The organism is Micromonospora aridisoli, from assembly GCF_056150025.1.
Window position 1 is genome coordinate 32,814 of the sequence record NZ_JAXCFK010000020.1, and the last position, 15,883, is coordinate 48,696.

At 68.6% G+C, this 15,883-nt stretch carries 15 protein-coding genes; 6 read left to right on the top strand and 9 right to left on the bottom strand.

The genetic code is table 11. The annotated features are described in order from the left end of the window. Window positions 1-106: 106 nt before the first annotated feature. The 3 genes from SM447_RS27675 to SM447_RS27685 all read right to left on the bottom strand — a co-directional run bounded on the left by SM447_RS27675 (window position 107) and on the right by SM447_RS27685 (window position 3,939). Entirely contained in the window at window positions 107-1,717 is a 1,611-nt protein-coding gene (locus SM447_RS27675) for a tryptophan halogenase family protein (protein WP_474575819.1), read from the bottom strand. Window positions 1,718-1,736: 19 nt separating this feature from the next. Then, window positions 1,737-3,020 carry a cation:proton antiporter gene (locus SM447_RS27680; RefSeq protein WP_474575820.1) on the bottom strand — a complete coding sequence of 428 codons (1,284 nt, stop codon included), beginning with the start codon at window positions 3,018-3,020 and terminating at the stop codon, window positions 1,737-1,739. A 151-nt stretch (window positions 3,021-3,171) separates the two neighbouring features. Then, window positions 3,172-3,939, bottom strand: coding sequence for an SDR family oxidoreductase (locus SM447_RS27685; RefSeq protein ID WP_474575821.1), 768 nt, complete (start codon window positions 3,937-3,939; stop codon window positions 3,172-3,174). A 272-nt stretch (window positions 3,940-4,211) separates the two neighbouring features. On the opposite strand from SM447_RS27685, the gene SM447_RS27690 reads away from it, so the two are divergent. After that, complete coding sequence (locus tag SM447_RS27690) at window positions 4,212-5,363, top strand: nucleotide disphospho-sugar-binding domain-containing protein (RefSeq protein WP_474575822.1); 1,152 nt, start codon at window positions 4,212-4,214, stop codon at window positions 5,361-5,363. A gap of 19 nt (window positions 5,364-5,382) precedes the next feature. On the opposite strand, the gene SM447_RS27695 is transcribed toward SM447_RS27690, so the two are convergent. Together SM447_RS27695 and SM447_RS27700 are read right to left on the bottom strand one after the other, a co-directional pair. Continuing rightward, the gene (locus SM447_RS27695) at window positions 5,383-6,078 is read right to left on the bottom strand and encodes a response regulator (protein WP_474575823.1); all 696 of its coding nucleotides are present in this window, start codon (window positions 6,076-6,078) and stop codon (window positions 5,383-5,385) included. After that, the gene (locus tag SM447_RS27700) at window positions 6,075-7,295 is read right to left on the bottom strand and encodes a sensor histidine kinase (protein WP_474575824.1); all 1,221 of its coding nucleotides are present in this window, start codon (window positions 7,293-7,295) and stop codon (window positions 6,075-6,077) included. Before SM447_RS27700 ends, SM447_RS27695 begins: the two co-directional genes overlap by 4 nt. Window positions 7,296-7,406: 111 nt before the next feature. Between SM447_RS27700 and SM447_RS27705 the strand changes: the two genes are divergently transcribed. The 3 genes from SM447_RS27705 to SM447_RS27715 are packed head-to-tail and all read left to right on the top strand — an operon-like array spanning window position 7,407 to window position 9,488. Further along, window positions 7,407-8,321 (top strand): ABC transporter ATP-binding protein, encoded by a 915-nt coding sequence (locus SM447_RS27705; protein WP_474575825.1) that lies wholly within the window; start codon window positions 7,407-7,409, stop codon window positions 8,319-8,321. A 1-nt stretch (window position 8,322) separates the two neighbouring features. Next, complete coding sequence (locus tag SM447_RS27710; protein WP_474575826.1) at window positions 8,323-9,171, top strand: ABC transporter permease; 849 nt, start codon at window positions 8,323-8,325, stop codon at window positions 9,169-9,171. A gap of 47 nt (window positions 9,172-9,218) precedes the next feature. After that, entirely contained in the window at window positions 9,219-9,488 is a 270-nt protein-coding gene (locus SM447_RS27715) for a hypothetical protein (RefSeq protein ID WP_474575827.1), read from the top strand. Between the two features lie 121 nt (window positions 9,489-9,609). Here the strand turns inward: SM447_RS27715 and SM447_RS27720 are convergent, their stop codons facing one another. From SM447_RS27720 to SM447_RS27735, 4 genes are read right to left on the bottom strand one after another with little or no spacing between them, the layout of a single operon-like run. After that, entirely contained in the window at window positions 9,610-10,632 is a 1,023-nt protein-coding gene (locus SM447_RS27720) for a Gfo/Idh/MocA family protein (protein ID WP_474575828.1), read from the bottom strand. A 12-nt stretch (window positions 10,633-10,644) separates the two neighbouring features. Next, window positions 10,645-12,057 (bottom strand): NDP-hexose 2,3-dehydratase family protein, encoded by a 1,413-nt coding sequence (locus SM447_RS27725; RefSeq protein WP_474575829.1) that lies wholly within the window; start codon window positions 12,055-12,057, stop codon window positions 10,645-10,647. Window positions 12,058-12,068: 11 nt separating this feature from the next. Continuing rightward, window positions 12,069-12,713, bottom strand: a complete 645-nt coding sequence (locus tag SM447_RS27730) for a dTDP-4-dehydrorhamnose 3,5-epimerase family protein (RefSeq protein ID WP_474575830.1) — start codon at window positions 12,711-12,713, stop codon at window positions 12,069-12,071. A gap of 19 nt (window positions 12,714-12,732) precedes the next feature. Continuing rightward, a complete protein-coding gene (locus SM447_RS27735) occupies window positions 12,733-13,305 on the bottom strand; it encodes a flavin reductase family protein (protein ID WP_474575831.1) in 573 nt (190 codons plus the stop codon). Between the two features lie 486 nt (window positions 13,306-13,791). On the opposite strand from SM447_RS27735, the gene SM447_RS27740 reads away from it, so the two are divergent. Both SM447_RS27740 and SM447_RS27745 read left to right on the top strand, forming a co-directional pair. Beyond that, window positions 13,792-15,606: a fatty acyl-AMP ligase gene (locus tag SM447_RS27740; protein ID WP_474575832.1), complete on the top strand. Its 1,815-nt coding sequence runs from the start codon at window positions 13,792-13,794 to the stop codon at window positions 15,604-15,606. 1 nt (window position 15,607) lies between these two features. After that, complete coding sequence (locus tag SM447_RS27745) at window positions 15,608-15,868, top strand: acyl carrier protein (protein ID WP_474575833.1); 261 nt, start codon at window positions 15,608-15,610, stop codon at window positions 15,866-15,868. Window positions 15,869-15,883 lie beyond the last annotated feature (15 nt).

Here is a 15,883-nt window from a genome sequence, read left to right on the forward strand (position 1 = left end):
CCACCCCGACCCCTGCACCTCCGCGCCTGAACGCGGTCGCGTACGGGCGAGGGCGCGACGGCCGGTCCAGCGGGTGACCAGCCGTCGCGCCCGAGGCGCACGATCTTCAGCCTGCCGGTTCCAGACCGCGCAGGTGGGCGAAGTACTCGTACTGCGTTGGCAACCGCGCGACCAGATCCTTGGCTTGGTCACGCACCCGGTCGAGTTCCTTCTGGGCATTGACCGGATCAAGCAGCCGCAGCGCGGGCGGAGCCTGTGTCGGTACGCCACCGAGACCCAGCAGCATCGAGGTGTACGAGTAGGGCTCGAATCCGTGGTACCACGGGAAGACACTGTCAGAGTCGGGCAGCCGCACCTGCCACTGCTCCAGCCGCTCGGCGAGGCCGTCCGGAATGGTCCGTGTCTTGGCGTCACGCCAGTACTGGTTGTCCCGCCGTGCCGCGGCGTAGTAATGCAGCACCAGGAACTCCCGGACGCCGTCCATCACCTGGCCGACCTGCCGGTTGTAGGCCGTCCGCAGGCGATCGTCCCAGTTCGCGGCCGGGAAGTGCTTCACCAACTGCTCCACGGCGTTCTGGATGAAGAAGATCCCGGTCGACTCCAGGGGCTCGACGAACCCGCTCGACAGCCCGATCGCCACACAGTTGTTGACCCACGATTGCGAGCTGCGGCCGATCCGCATCCGGATGTGGTTGGCGGTGAGGCCATCGGCCTCCGGCCCGACGAAGCTCCGAAGCGTGCGTTCCGCCTCCTCCGCCGTGCAATAGTCCTGGGCGTAGACGTATCCGGTGCCGATCCGACCGAACAGCGGGATGGTCCAGATCCAGCCGGCGTCCCGGGCGGTGGCCGTGGTGCACGGGCGGATGCCCCGATGTGCCATGTCCACCGGCACCTGCAGGGCGACGGCGCTGTCGTTCGGCAGACTGTCCTGATAGGACACGAACGGGGTACCCAGCGCCTTGCCCAGCAGGATCGACCGGAAGCCCGAGCAGTCGATGAACAGGTCGCCGGTCAGGGCCCCGTGCTCCCGCGTGTTCACGTGGCTGATCCAGCCGCGCTCGTCGAGAGCCACCTCGACCACGTCGTCCAACACGTGCCGCACCCCACGGTCGGTGCCGTAGCGGGTCAGGTAGGCGGCGAGCATCGCGGCGTCGAAATGGTACGCGTAGGGGAACTGAGTGTCCTGCTCGGACAACGTGGTGCGGTACTGCGGCCGGTACGGCTCCTCACGGAAGCTCTGCTCGAACATCGTGTGGTCGAGGTACCGCGGCGACTTGAGGTTGTCGCACAGCGAGGCGATGACGAAACAGTCGCGGTCGAACCGGTCACCGCTACCCAGATGCATCCACCAGTCCGTGAGGTTGAACCCGTCGACCACCCGCAGCCGCTCGAACGGGTGGTAGAAGTGGTGACCCGGGCGACGCCAGTCCTCGAACCGGATCGCGAGTTTGTACGTCGCCTGGCAGGCGGGCATCCAGTCCCGTTCGCGCAGGCCCAGATACTCGAAAAAGTGCCGGACGGTGCTGAACGTCGCCTCGCCGACGCCGATGGTGGGAACGTTCTTCGACTCGACCAGCGTCACATTCACCGCGTCGCCGAACGCGGCGCGCAGGTAGGAGGCGGTCATCCAGCCGGAGGTGCCGCCTCCCACGATGACGACGTTCTTGACGACCTCGGTGGGCGTGTGGTCCGTAGCGGGATCCCGTGTTGTCACCATTCTCCGCTTCTCCGAATCCTCAATATCGTTTTCGTAGCGATGCCCGTGCGCCTGCGGCGGTGCCGGTACTGCCGGAGCCCTCCCTTGGACGGCGACTGGCGCGGCGGCGTTCGTGCCGCTCGACGAGGGTGTAGGCCGGACCGGTCAGGGCCGTCGTGAACAGCGCCATGATGAGCAGCGCCAGGAAGAGTTCCGAGGTCAGAATCCCGGCGGTGTAGCCGGCTTGGAGAACCACCAGCTCGGTGAGACCGCGGGTGTTGAGCAGGATGCCGAGTCGGATGCCCGTGTCCGCGCGCAGCCCTCCCAGCCGTGCGCCCAGGTAGGTCCCACCCAGCTTGCCGACGACTGCGCAGACGATGGCGAGCCCGGTAGCCATCCAGGGAACCCCCGTGAAGTCCTGGACGAAGACGGTGAGCCCGGTGGTGAAGAAGAAGACGGGCAGCAGGACCCAGCCGGCCCGCGCCACCCGCCGCACCGCTTCGGTGAGCGGTCCGCCTTCGGGACGTGAGGGCAGCGCGACACCGACGATCGTCGCTCCCACGATCTCGGACAGACCGCCGGCCCGCAGCTGGCTGGCGACCACGATCGCGACTGTCCCGATGAGGACCGTGGTGGCCCACGGATAGCGCGCGGCGAACCGGCTCGGCGCGGCCCGGTCCAACAGCCGGCGCAGCACCAGGGCCCCGATGACCCCCGCGCCGAACAGCGCTACCGGCCCGACGATCCGCTCCATCCGGCCGTCGGTGAGGCTCACTGCGGCAGCCAGCAGTACCCAGGCGACGCCGTCGAGCAGCACCGCCACGGTCATCGCCTGGCGCCCGACCGGTGTGCCCAGCGCCTGCCGGTCGGCGAGCATCCGGGCCAGCACCGGCACCGCGGAGACGGACAGTGCGACGGCGAGCAGCAGCAGCAGGGCCGCAGCATGAGCCTCGCCGCGCAGCGAGGGATCATCCCGGAGGAGCACCCAGCCGGCGAACGCGCTTCCGAATGCCAGCGGCACGACCAGCGAACCGGCGGCCACCCAGCCGACGGCGGAGTGGGCCACCGAACCGGTGCGGGACAACAGTTCGTGCCCCACGCCCACCAGGAACAGCATCAACGCGACATGGCCGGTCCAGTGGAGGGCGTCCGACACATGGTCCGGCAGGAGGATACCGACGAACTGGGCGTCGCCCGTGGCGGCCAAGAGCACGGGAACTGCGGCGAGGCCGGCGGTCAGTTCACCGATCACCGGCGGTTGCCGGAGCCGGAGCGCCAGTCGCCGGCCGGCGCAGGCGAGCGCGATTATCACCGCGATGGCCATGGCGATATGTGCCGCGGCACCGAGCGTAGCCCAGGAAAAAATAGTCAAACCGTTCCTCCCGGCCGATCGGAACAATGGCGTGGAGAATTCCCGCGTGAGGTGAATTTGGGTCGGAGAAGGCACCTGCCCCCGTACCTATTTTCGGGCAATCTCACAAGCGGGCGCCGCCGGTGGCGTCGAGACATTGACCGGTGACCCACCGGGCGTCGTCGCAGGCGAGGAAGGCCACCACGTCGGCGATGTCGGTGGGCCGGCCGACCCGACCGAACGGGGAGAATGAACCCCAGTAGGCGAGTTGTTTCGGGTTGTCCCGCAGCCAGCGCGCGTTGCTGTCGACGTCGGTGACGCCGGGCGCCACCGAGTTGACCGTGATCCCACGCGCGCCGAGTTGCTTGGCCAGCGTGAAGCTGAGCGTATTGATCGCGCCCTTGGTCAGCGAGTAGGTGACCATCCCGGGGGCGGCGACGCGAGTGGTGGCGGAGGAGATGTTGATGACCCGGCCGTTGTCGCGCAGCCGGTGCAGGGCCTGTTGAAGGATGAAGAACGGTGCCTTCACGTTGACCGCGAAGATCTTGTCGAACTCGGCTTCGTCCGTGTTGGCCAGGTTGTTGGAGTTGGTGATGCCGGCGTTGTTGACAAGGATGTCGACACCGGGCTCGGTTGCGGTTTCGGCGAGGCCGGCGTCGAAGGCGGACCACAGGGTCTGGGCGTCGCCGGGCACACCCAGCTCGGCACCGACGCTGAACGCGTGACCGCCGGCTGCGGTGATCGCCGCGACTGTCTCCTTCGCGGCTGCCTCGTTGGTTCCGTAGTGGACGGCGACTAGGGCGCCGTCCGCCGCGAGTCGGGTGGCGATTGCCCGGCCGATGCCTCGGCTGCCGCCGGTGACCAGGGCGGTCTTGCCGCTCAATTTCGCCATGATTCCGTACGCCTTTCGGGGCTTGACCGCGTCGCATCCCGAATTGGACAGGACGACGGTTAGCGAACAATAGCATCGGCGGCGGATGGGGTCACCGTTATTCAGTCCGTACCGAAACACGGAGACAGCCCAGTGGTCCGACGTTAGGATCGCAGTCCGGTGCTCCAGCGTGCGGTGTTGCTTTGTCCGAAACAACGTCACATGTCGATGTATCCTGGAGGGGGGCCGTCATGGCTCGTTACCTATTTCTGCCGTTTCCGTTGCATGGGCACGTGAATCCACTGATTCCGCTCGTGACCGAGCTGATCGGCCGCGGTGAGAAGGTGTTCGTGGCGATCAGCGCACCGTATGCGGAGCTGTTTCGGGAAGCGGGCTGCGACGTTACCCAGATGGACATGATCGTCCCGAAGACGTTTCCGGAAGATCCGACGGACGAAGAGCGGAAGCAGATGCGGCAGCTGGGCGTCGCGATGATCCGCCAGCGACCCCGGATCGTCGAGGAGTTGCGACGCAACTGGGCTTCGTGGCGTCCGGACGTGGTCGTCGCGGATCTGTCGGCCAGGTGGGGTGCGAAAGCGGCCCGGAAGGAGCACGCCCGACTCGCATCGTTCTGTCCGTCCTACGCGCTCAGCGAGCAGATGGTCCTGGAGAGCGCACGCCGCCGGCGCGGTCCATTGATCACCGGGTTGGTGCACCGGCTCGGGTTGCTGCGTCAGATGCATCCCGCGCTGCTGGACCGGGCTGAGGTGGCGCTGGTGAACACGCCTCCCGAGGTGCAGCCGGACCGGGAGACGTTCGACGACCGCTTCCGGTTCGTCGGGCCGCTGCTGAAGGACACCAGCGGGTACGGCACGGACGATCTGCCGTGGGAGCGCCTCGAGAGAGCTCGGACGCTGTTCGTCTCCCCGGGCACCCTGTGGGGTGCCAGCCCTCGGTTCTTCCGCGGCATCGCCGACGCCTTCGGCGGCACCTCCTGGAACGTGGTGATGGCGACCGCGCAGGTTGATCCGGCCGAACTGGGCGAGCTGCCGGAGAACGTGATCGCGCGCCGGTACGTCCCGCAGACACCGGTGCTCGCCCGCACCGACGTCTTCGTGACCCGTACCGGTATGAACTCCGCCATGGAGGCCGTGGTCCGGGGCGTGCCGATGATCTCGGTGCCCCGGGCGTACGACCAGAAGGCGATCGCGGCCAAGCTGGCCGAACTCGGCGTGGGCGTCACGGTCCAGCCGACCGCCGACGGAATGGTGTTCCGAGAGGCCGCCGAGCGCCTGGTCGGGGACGAGTCGGTGCGCGCCGCGCTCACCCGGCTCAGCGATTCGATCAAGCGATACAACCCGGCATCGGATGCCGCGGACGCGTTGCAAGAACTGGCCGCCGGCACGTCGCGGCCCTCCCGAACCGCAACGGGGAGCACCGGTTGAGATCCACCGGCGGCGGAGTTCAGCGCAGCTTCGGCCGCACCAGGCCGGTCTCGTAGGCAGCGATGACGAGTTGCGCCCGGTCTCGGGCGCCCAGCTTGCCGAGGATGCGGCCGATGTGCGTCTTGACCGTGCCGAGTGACACGTGCAGCTCCTGCGCGATCTCGGTGTTCGACCGGCCCAGTGCGATCAGGGTCAGCACCTCGCGTTCCCGGTCGGTGAGGACCTCCAGCCCGGGCGGTGCGGTCGTCGGTGGGGTCTGCCTGGCGAACGCGGCGATCAGCCGCCGGGTCACGCCCGGTGCCAGCAGCGCCTCGCCGGAGGCGACGACCCGGACGCCCGCCAGCAGTTCGGCCGCGGTGGCGTCCTTGATGAGGAACCCACTGGCCCCTGCCTGCAACGCCGCATAGACGTATTCGTCGAGGTCGAACGTGGTCAGGATGAGCACCCGCACCGAGGCGGTCTCCGGTGCCGCGCAGATCTGTCGGGTCGCCTCGATGCCGTCCATGACGGGCATCCGGACGTCCATCAGCACCACGTCCGGCTGGTGCTCCCGAGCCAGCCGCACAGCGTCGGCCCCCGTGCCGGCCTCGGCCACCGTGACGAAGCCGGGCGACGCGTCGAACAGGGCCCGGAAGCTCTCCCGCATGAGGGCGAGATCCTCCGCGAGGAGTACGCGGATGTCCGACGAGAACGGTGCGGAGGGCTCGTCCGTCATGCGGTCTCCTTCGCGGTGTACGGAATGTCGACGATCACCTGGAACCCGCCTTCCGGCCGCTGTCCCGTGGTCAGCGTGCCGCCGTACATCATCACCCGTTCGCGCATGCCGATGAGTCCCTGCCGGTCCTCGGGGCGCCGGCCGGACGGCCGTGGTCCACGGCCGTCGTCCACGACGCTGATGTGTACGCCGCCGTCGCCAGCCTGAACGGTGACCCGGCAGTGCGCGGCGTCCGCATGCTTCATCACGTTGGTGAGTGCCTCCTGGACGATCCGGTAGACGGTCAGGTCGACGCCCTTGGGCAGGTCGTCGACGCCGTCTACGGTCAGCTCGACCCGCAGGCCCGCGGACCGCAGCCGGTCGGCGAGCTCCGGCAGCTCAGCGGCACCCGGCGACGGGCTGAGATCGGCGGCCGGATCCGTGTCCGACCGCAGGACATTGAGCAACCGACGGATCTCGGTGAGGGCGGCCCGGCTGGTGCGCTCGATGGTGGCGAGAGCGACCTGTGCCTCGGCGGGCCGCTCGTGAGCGATGTGGTTGGCCACGGTGGCCTTGACGGCGATCAGGCTCATGCTGTGGCCGATTATGTCGTGCAGCTCCCGGGCGATCCGCAGCCGCTCCGCCGCCACGGCATCCTGGGCCAGCCTTGCGGCGTAGTCGGCCCGCACGACTCGACGCCACCGGACCACCCAACCGGCGGCCCAGACTGCGGTGATCATCACCGCGACCACCCCGAGCTCCACCTGCCACCACAGCGGCGCCTCGCTGCCCGCCGCGTCGGCCGAGCTGATCCTGGTGGAGTGGTAGAACCAGGGGATGGCGGCGGTCGGCGCGGCGAGACTGCCGGCCAGGGCCGCCGCCGCGCGCCCGGTGCGCACCGTGGCCGCCACCCGGTAGAGCACCGCCGCGACCGGGACGTACGACACCCAGATCACTCCGGCGCCGACCACGCCGAACGCGGTCGCCGCCAAGGCCACCAGCACCACCCAGCCGAGTACCGGCAGCGGCCAGCGTCCCCGGACCGACACCGGAAGCGCGAGGGCGGCGCTGGTCAGCCAGACGACCCAGGCAGGTCCGGCGAAGGCCGGACCGGGCGGGTCGAGGGACGCATTGGCCGCCAGCAACGCCAGCGCAACGGCGGCTGCGGTGTCCACGGCGGCGCTGCGCGGCTCGAACCCGAGGGCCCACCTGGGAACCCGGTCATGGGCAGAACGCATGGCTCAAACGCTATAGCGGCGGGCGTGCGTCCGTGTACGACCCAGGTCGGACTTCAAGTTCCGTACCGTGGTCAGACGCACCGGACGCCGACTCGCTGAAACCATTGGCCAATGATCGCAGTGCGCGAGCTGACAAAGCGTTACGGACCGAAGCTGGCTCTCGACCGGCTCTCGTTCGAGGTCCGCCCCGGCCTCGTGACCGGCTTCCTGGGCCCCAACGGCGCCGGCAAGTCGACGACTCTTCGGATCATCCTTGGCCTGCACCATCCCACTTCCGGTGAGGCGCTGATCGGTGAGCGCCGCTATGACCGGATCCGTCGGCCGATGCACGAGGTGGGTGCGGTACTGGACGCCGACGCCGCCCACCCGGGCCGGACCGCGTACCAGCATGTCTGGTGCCTGGCTCGCAGCAATGGTATCGGCCGGGCCCGGGTGGCCGCGGTGCTCGACCAGGTCGGGCTGGCCGACGTGGCCCACAAGCGAGTGGGCGGCTTCTCGTTGGGCATGCGGCAGCGCCTCGGCATCGCCGGTGCGCTACTTGGGGACCCGGCGGTGATCCTTCTCGACGAGCCGGTCAACGGGCTGGACGCGGCCGGCATCCGATGGATCCGCTCGACCCTGCGCTCACTGGCTGCCGAAGGACGCACGGTGCTGCTCTCCAGCCACCTGATGAGCGAGATGGCGGTGACGGTCGACCATGTGCTGATCATCGGACGTGGCCGGCTCATCGAGGAGTCCTCAATGGCCGACATGCGGAAACGGTCCGAGCGTGACGTGCTCGTCGAATCCCCGCGGGCCGACGAACTGGCCACGATCCTTGGCAAGCTCGGCGGGACCGTCAAGCGCGAACCCGACGGTCGGTTGATCGTGACCGGCCTGGACAACGCCGCCATCGGCGACGCTGCTCTGGCGGCATCGATCCCTGTTCACGGGCTCACGGCCCGCAGTGCCACCCTCGAAGACGTCTACCTGGAGCTGACCGGAGAGGCGATTGAGTACCGGGCCGCCACGGAGGGGACAGCCTGACATGACGACATTGCAGAACCGACCGGCCACGACCGACGGCACCGAGGCTTCGAACGACCCGGCGAGCTGGTCGCGGGTATTCCGGGACGCCGCCGCCGCAGAGTGGGCCAAGCTGCGGACCATCCGGTCGACGTACGGATTCCTCGCCGGTGGCCTGGCGGCGACAGCCGTCGGACTGCTCATCATGTTCTTCGTGATTCAGGCGTACGACGCGGCTGCCCCGGCCGACAAGGAGAACTTCGAGACCGCCGACCCGACCGTGGTGATCATGCCGTTCGTGGCGTTCTTCGTCGGTGCGATCGGCGCTATGTCGATCACGACGGAGTTCACCAGCGGCTCGATGGGTCCGACCCTGGTGGCGGTGCCGCAGCGCCGGATGCTGCTGGCCGCGAAGGCCGCCGTGGTCGGCGCGGTGTCGCTGCTGGGCGGGTTGGGCTTCGCGCTGCTGGCGTTCGCTGGCGCCACCCTGCTGATGGGTGACCGTCCAGCGCCGATCAACCCCTGGCCGAACTGGACCGATGCGATCCCGTCGGTGCTCAGCGCGGCGCTCTTCGTCCTCGCCACCGGGCTGGTGGCACTCGGTCTCGGAGCCGTGCTGCGCTCTACCGCGGCCGCGCTGGTGTCGGTGGCCGGTCTGGTCCTGGTGGCGCCGATCTTCGCGCATTTCCTGCCGGGGGAGTGGCACCTGCGGGTCGCCTCGATCCTGCTTCCGAACCTGCCGCCGCAGGTGGTCAACACCAACTATCCCTACCTGTTCTCGCCGGCGGGAGCGTCCGCCGTGATGATCCTTTACGTGGTGCTCGCGCTCGGCGTGGGGGCGTTCAGCTTCAGCCGCCGTGACGCCACCTGACCGGACCTTTCGAAGACCTCCGTGAACGTCACCCTAAGGAGACAGTCATGTCCAGCTCCGACAGCATCGGCCGCGTGATCGCTGCCAGTGACACCGGAACGACGATCGCCGGGATCGCCTTCTGGGTCGCCATCGTCGTCGCCTACACGATCCTGATCCTGCTTACGTTGCGCAGCATCATCCGGGCGCCGCTGAGCACGAGCTCCCGCACTCGCTGGGTCTGGCTGGTCGTTCTGGCTCCGCTGCTCGGCATCGTCATCTGGTACGGGCACGGTCGCTCAGCGGCCGGGCGGCGGGAGAGCACTGATCCCGTGTAGGCCACCACCGGTCTCGCGTGGAGTCGTCTTCCCGGCGCCGATCCCCCGTAGGACGTCGGGGAAGCCGCGGGGGCCCTGCCTTCAGGCGGGGCCCCCGTCGGGGGTGTGGTGACGGGTCGAGCTACCGGGAGACGTGGGCGCCTTCGTCCGTGGTGGCGGTCGGCTTCCTGACGGCGGTCCTGTTGATCCGGTCCATCGTCTCGGCGAGGCGGACGGTGGCCGCGGAGAGTTCCGCGAGATCGTCCTGCGTCGCGACGGCGTTGGTGAACAGCCGGACCACGTTGCGGAACTGGTCGTCTGCGGGCAACGTGATCTGCTCGCGATGGTCCTGCCGGTCGATCCGGATGACCGGCTGGAAGGTCGGTGGCGGCGTGAAGGCACGATCCAGCAGCAGCCTGCCCGTGCTTCCGATGAGCTCGTAGCTGCTGCGGTACGAGTGCTCCATGCCGAAGTGCGCGTGGGCCGGCACTCCGTCCGGTGTGTGCAGCAGGACGGTACCGGAGACGACGACTCCGTGCGCGGGATCCTCGCGAAGCACGGCGCCCGTCACCGCCACGTCGCCGGAGAGGTAGTGCAGCGCACAGCGCACCGGATAGACACCGATGTCGTCGAGCGCCCCACCGCCCACCTCAGGCTGGTAGCGGATGTCGCCGAGTGGCTTGGGCGGGATGGTGAACGTACTGGTGAACCCCCGTAGTTCGCCGATGGCTCCGTCGGTCACCAGCTTGGCCACTGCGGCGTGCTGCGAGTGGTGCAGGAACATGAAGTTCTCGAACAGGACGAGCCCACGCTGCCGGGCCAGCGCGAACAGGTTCCGGGTCTGCGTCAGGTCCGTGGTCAGCGGCTTCTCGGCGAGTACGTGCTTGCCGGCTCGCAGCGCGGCGTCGATCCACCCGGCGTGCAGCACGGCCGGCAGTGGGACGTACACCGCGTCGACGTCATCGCGCTCGAGCAGCCGTGCGTACCCCTGCACGGGCGCGCCGCCGAACCGGTCGGTGAGCCTGCTGGCCCGCGCGAGGTCACGGCTGGCCACGGCGGTGACGGTCGCGTACGGCTCGGCCTCGAGCGCGGGCAGCATGCGGCGCTGAGCGATGTCAGCGGAACCCATGATGCCGAAGCGGAGCGGACGTACCGGGGATACCATCGCCGTCTCCCGTCACTGCAGGGCGTGGACGCCGGCCAGCAGGCTGCGCAGTTCCACGTTGAGGTAGTTGTAGTGCCGCAACAGACCGGAGAGCTGCCGGAAGGTGACCCACCGGTAGTACTCGCCCGGGTCGGTGGCGAAGTCCCCCGCGACCTCAACGACCAGGTAGCGGTTGCGGGCGTGGTAGAACCTGCCGCCCTCCTCGGTGTGTACCACGTCGTAGCGAATGCGGCGCGGATCGGCCCGCAGTGCCTCGTCGAGATACCGCGGGGCGAAACGTGCCGGAACGTCGCGGTAGTTGCCAGGCTGACAGTTCACCGTGGGCGCCAACTCGGCCACGTTCGTCACCCCGGCGTCGATGCGCGCCTGCACCAGAGCGTGCAGCACGCCGTGGATCGACTTGACGAGTAGGGCCACGACACCCTCCTCGGGCGGTGCGAACAGCGGCTGACGCCACGACCGAACCTCACGGTCGCCGGCCTGCACGTCGACGCCGATGACGGTGAAGTACTTCCCGTCCTCGTGGGCTATCTCGTCGGTGCTCAGCCGCCAACCGTGCCCCGCCGTGGCCCACAGCGGCACGAGTTGCTGGACCAGCCGCCGTCGCGCGCGGATGTCGGTCAGCCAGCTCAGCAGCTCCCATGTGGGGGTGGCCGGCTGACCGTGTCCGACCAGCGATGCGCCGACCAGCTTGCCGAACGGCTGCGCGTCCTGGTCGCCGCCTCGGACGGCCTCGGACGGCGGCAGGCAGGCGAGCACCGTCCGAGTGTCCATGTTGACCAGATGGTCCCGGTGCAGGAGCCGCCGGACCTGGTTGAGGGTGAGCCAGCAGAACCCTTCCCGTTCCTCGACCGGGCCGGTGACCTCCACGATCATGTTTCGGTTGCGCTTGTGCAGATACCACGCCGCCTGCTCTGACTGCAGCACGTCGACGACGACCCGGCCGCGGTGCGGGCCGAGGAAGTGCGCCAGGTAGGGGACGGTTCGGCCGCCGTGGACACCTGTGTAGTTGCTCCAGGTCGCCTGCACGGTGGGGGAGAGCTGGATGCCGTTGACGTTGCCCGGTTCCATCTTGGCCTGCATCAGCAGATGCGGCACGCCACCAAACCGCCGGACCAGGATGCCGAGGATCCCGACCTCGGGCTGCACGATGATCGGTTGCCGCCAGTGTGCGGCCCATTCCCGGTCGGTCCGCACGTCGAGCCCTTCGACGGAGAAGAACCGGCCGCTGGCGTGCACCAGATTTCCGGTGTCCGGTTCGCGGCTCCATCCGTCGAGTTCAGCGAGCGGTACGCGGGTCACGCGGTACGGCTGGGCGCGACGGCGGCCCGCCAGCCAGGCGTCGAAGTCTGACAATGACAGGAGCGGATCGTCCGGATGCGCTGCGAAGACCCCGGGTACGTTCTCGCGGTCGAGCTCGTTCACGTCCTGGGACATCATGTCGCCGCGGTCTTCGCCGGCATGTGGTCTCCGCCGGTCGCGGCCAGTCGGTCGCCGCGTGCGAGCGCGCGGCATTGCTCGTACGTGGGCAGCAGACCGCCAGCCGCCGCCTCGGCGAGAGTCGGCGCTACCGCGTCCTTGTCGGACATGACCGGCGGCGCAGTCAGGTTCCAAGGGATGCCGATCTCGGGATCGAGCGCCTGGACATCGACCATGGTGCCCGGCACGTACTCGGTGGTGCAGAGGTAGTTCATGCACACGTCATCGGTCAGGGCCAGGAACGCGTGGCCCAGGCCCTCGCCCATGTAGACCCCGATACCGGACTCGGCCTCCTGCAGGGTGACCTCGAACTGGCTATAGGTGGGGGATCCGAGTCGCATGTCCACCACGACGTCCAGGGCGGCGCCACGCACGCAGGTGACGAGTTTGGCCTGGCCCGGAGGGGTGATCGTGCCGTGGATGCCGCGTAGCGTGTGGCGTACGGACACCGAGAAGTTGACCTGCCTGACCACGAACGGTCGGTCGATGGCCTTCGTCAGCGCATCCGCGCGCCACGCCTCGTGGAAGGTTCCGCGTCGATCGTCGTGGTGCTGCGGGTGGATGCGGAACACGTCGGGAAGCTCCGTTCCAATGATCTTCATCAGAACGGCCTCCGGGCACTCAGACAGTGGGCCACGCGGCGAACCTCCGGAGTCCATACAGTAGGGGCTGCGGCTGAGCGTGATCGCCGAATACCCGGCCCACTCGGCCCAGTACGATCACGTGATCACCGACCGGCACGGTGCCGGTCACCTGACAGTCGGCGATGGCATGGGCGTCGTCGGTCAGGTGAGGTCCGGCCTCCGAGCCGGTGTTGCGGATCCGCACCCGGGTGAACCGCTCGGGATCAGCCGACGCGAAAAGTGCGGCGGTCGGCTCGGCGTTGCGGTGCAGCAGGTTCACTGCGAACGTGCGACGGCGCAGTAGGGCGTGCAGCGTCGGGCTCTGCTCGCGGATGCACACCAGCAGGGTCGGTGGGTCCAGCGTGACGCTGCAGATCGAGGAGCAGGTGGCACCCCAGGGCCGACCATCCAGATCGACTGTCGTCACTACAGCGACGCCCGTGGGGAAGGTGGCCATCAGGCCGCGGTAAACGCCGGCGCTCACCGTCGGCATGACGGCTGATGACGGTTCCGGTGGCGTCACCGAGATGGTGCCGGAAGTGGGTGTCCGGTCACTGGTCAGTTCGGACATCGAAGATTCGCCCCTTTCCGGCGCAATCATCGTTCGCCTCGCAGGTGCGTGGAATCCGTCGGGGAGTCTCGTCCAAATGGTGCGCGTGCCCCGGTGACGGCTCCGGGAAGGTTCAGTGCGAGCAATGTCGCTTGTCTGCCTTCGCACCGTAACACCGGCGCGGCGGGGTGGCATCGACTTTCAGCGCTGCACGAAAGACGCAGCAGAATTCTTAGAGGCAGCCGAAAGATTGCTCTCCGGGGGGCTACCTCAATGTTCAACCGGTGGCTAAGGAAGCCCTCATTCTGACGCGAACTCATTGCTTGACCGGATCAATTCTGCTCGTTACGGTGGCGCTGCCGAACGTCGATGAATGAGATTGTTCGCCAATCCGGCCTTCAGATCAACGAAATGGATAGACGCGCGCGTCACTGGCCCGGCGGACACCCGTACGTGACGGCGAGGTGCGACACGTCAGATGGCCACGATCGCGGCGGGGAGATCGAGATGACACAGCCAGGTGGGGACGTCGGTACCGAGATCCTCGACCAGCCGGACGCGGTTCGGGCGGTACGGCGCTGGGCGGCCAGCCGGCCGACGGCCGACGCGATCATCTGGGCCGAGGAGCCCGGGGGACAGCACGCTGAGACGCTGACCTACGCGCAACTCGACGAGCGGGCCCGCGCCGTCGCGACGCAGCTGCTGCGGCGTCACCCGGTCGGATCGCGGATCATGCTGATGTACTCGCCGGTCCGGTTCATCGTCGGCTTTCTCGGTTGTCTGTACGCCGGCATGGTGGCGGTGCCCGCCCCGCTGCCCGGCCGCTACCGGCACGAGAAGCGCCGCGTCCACGGCATCGCGGCCGACGCTGGTGTCTCCGCCATCCTCACCGAGACCGCTCACCTGGCCGAGGTGCGGGATTCCGTCGCGTCCACAGCACTGGCCGGTCTCGATGTTCAGGCGACCGACGGAGTCCTCGACGCGGAGCCGGGCGCTTGGGCGCCGCCACCTGTGGACCGCACCAGCCTGGCGCTGCTGCAGTACACCTCCGGGTCGACCGGTGCTCCCAAGGGCGTGATGGTGACCCACGGTAACCTTCTCGTCAACAGCGCCACCCTGCTCGACACGTTGCGGGTGTCGCCCGCGGTCCGCTTCGGCGGCTGGGCGCCGCACTATCACGACATGGGCCTCATGGCGCAGACCCTGCCGGCCCTGTTCGGTGGCAGCGCCTGCGTCCTGATGGACCCGACCACCTTCCTCAAGCGACCGCACACCTGGCTGCGGATGATCGACCGGTACGACGTCGGTTGGTCGCCGGCACCGAATTTCGCCTACGAGTACTGCGTCAAGCGGGTGACCGACGACCAGTTGAGGGACCTGGACCTGTCGCGGTGGCGCTACGCGGTCAACGGCTCGGAACCGGTCCGCGCTGCCACCATGCGCGCGTTCGCGCGGCGATTCGCGCCGGCGGGTTTCTCGGCCGAGGCGTGCTGCCCGTGCTATGGCCTCGCGGAGGCGACCGTGTTCGTCTCCGGCGCGCCGCCACGACCCATGGTCACCAGCCGGGTGGATGCGGCCCGGCTCGAAAGCGGCGGCTTCCGGCCCACCTCCGATCCGGTCGCGGTTCGCGAACTGCCCAGCAACGGCGTCGCCTCCGGCTACCAGGTCCGCATCGTCGATCCACTGACCCGCGTGGTGCTGAAGCCCGGCCAGATCGGCGAGATCTGGCTGCGCGGCGCCAGCGTCGGCGCGGGCTACTGGCGTCGTCCGGACGCCACGGCAGAGGTGTTCGGGGCGGTCACCGCAGACGGCGACGGGGGATATCTACGGACCGGGGACCTTGGCACGGTGCACGACGACGAGCTCTACGTGACGGGACGCCGCAAGGAGATGGTCATCGTTCGGGGTCGCAACCTCTACCCACAGGACATCGAGGACGATCTGCGCGCCAGACACGCTGGACTGGGCAACGTCGGCGCCGTGTTCACCATTCCGGCGCCTGACGACGCGACGGACGATCTGCTGGTCGTGGTGCACGAGGTGGCCGACCCGCGTGACCAGGCCGGCCTGGCCCGGCTGGCCGCCGAGATGAGACGCACCATCTCGCGCGAGTTCGGTATCGGCGACTGCGCCGTCGTGCTGCTGCGGCGCGGCGGAGTACGGCGGACGACCAGCGGGAAGATCGAGCGGACGACCATGCGTGAGCTGGTTCGGGCGGGCGACCTGGTGGCCGAACACGTCGACGTGGACGAACGCTGGCGCCCGATGATCGGGGTCAGGCCAGCGTCTGCGGATGTCCCCCGCGACCGGGAGCTGGTGTGACGTGGCTGAGTCCGTTACCGACCTGTCCGCCTGGCTCGTGAACCGGGCGGCGGTGCTGCTGGACGTGCCACCGGACCGCCTCCACACGGATCTGGCCCTGGCCGAGCAGGGGCTCGACTCGGTGTCCGCGGTCGCGCTGGTCGCCGAGATCGAGGACCGGCTGCGCGTCGACCTGGATCCCGACCTGCTGTGGGACCACCCGTCGGTCGATGACCTGGTCAGCTTTCTGGCCCGGAACCCCAATGCCGTCGACGCCCGCTGAGGCCTTCTGGCCCGC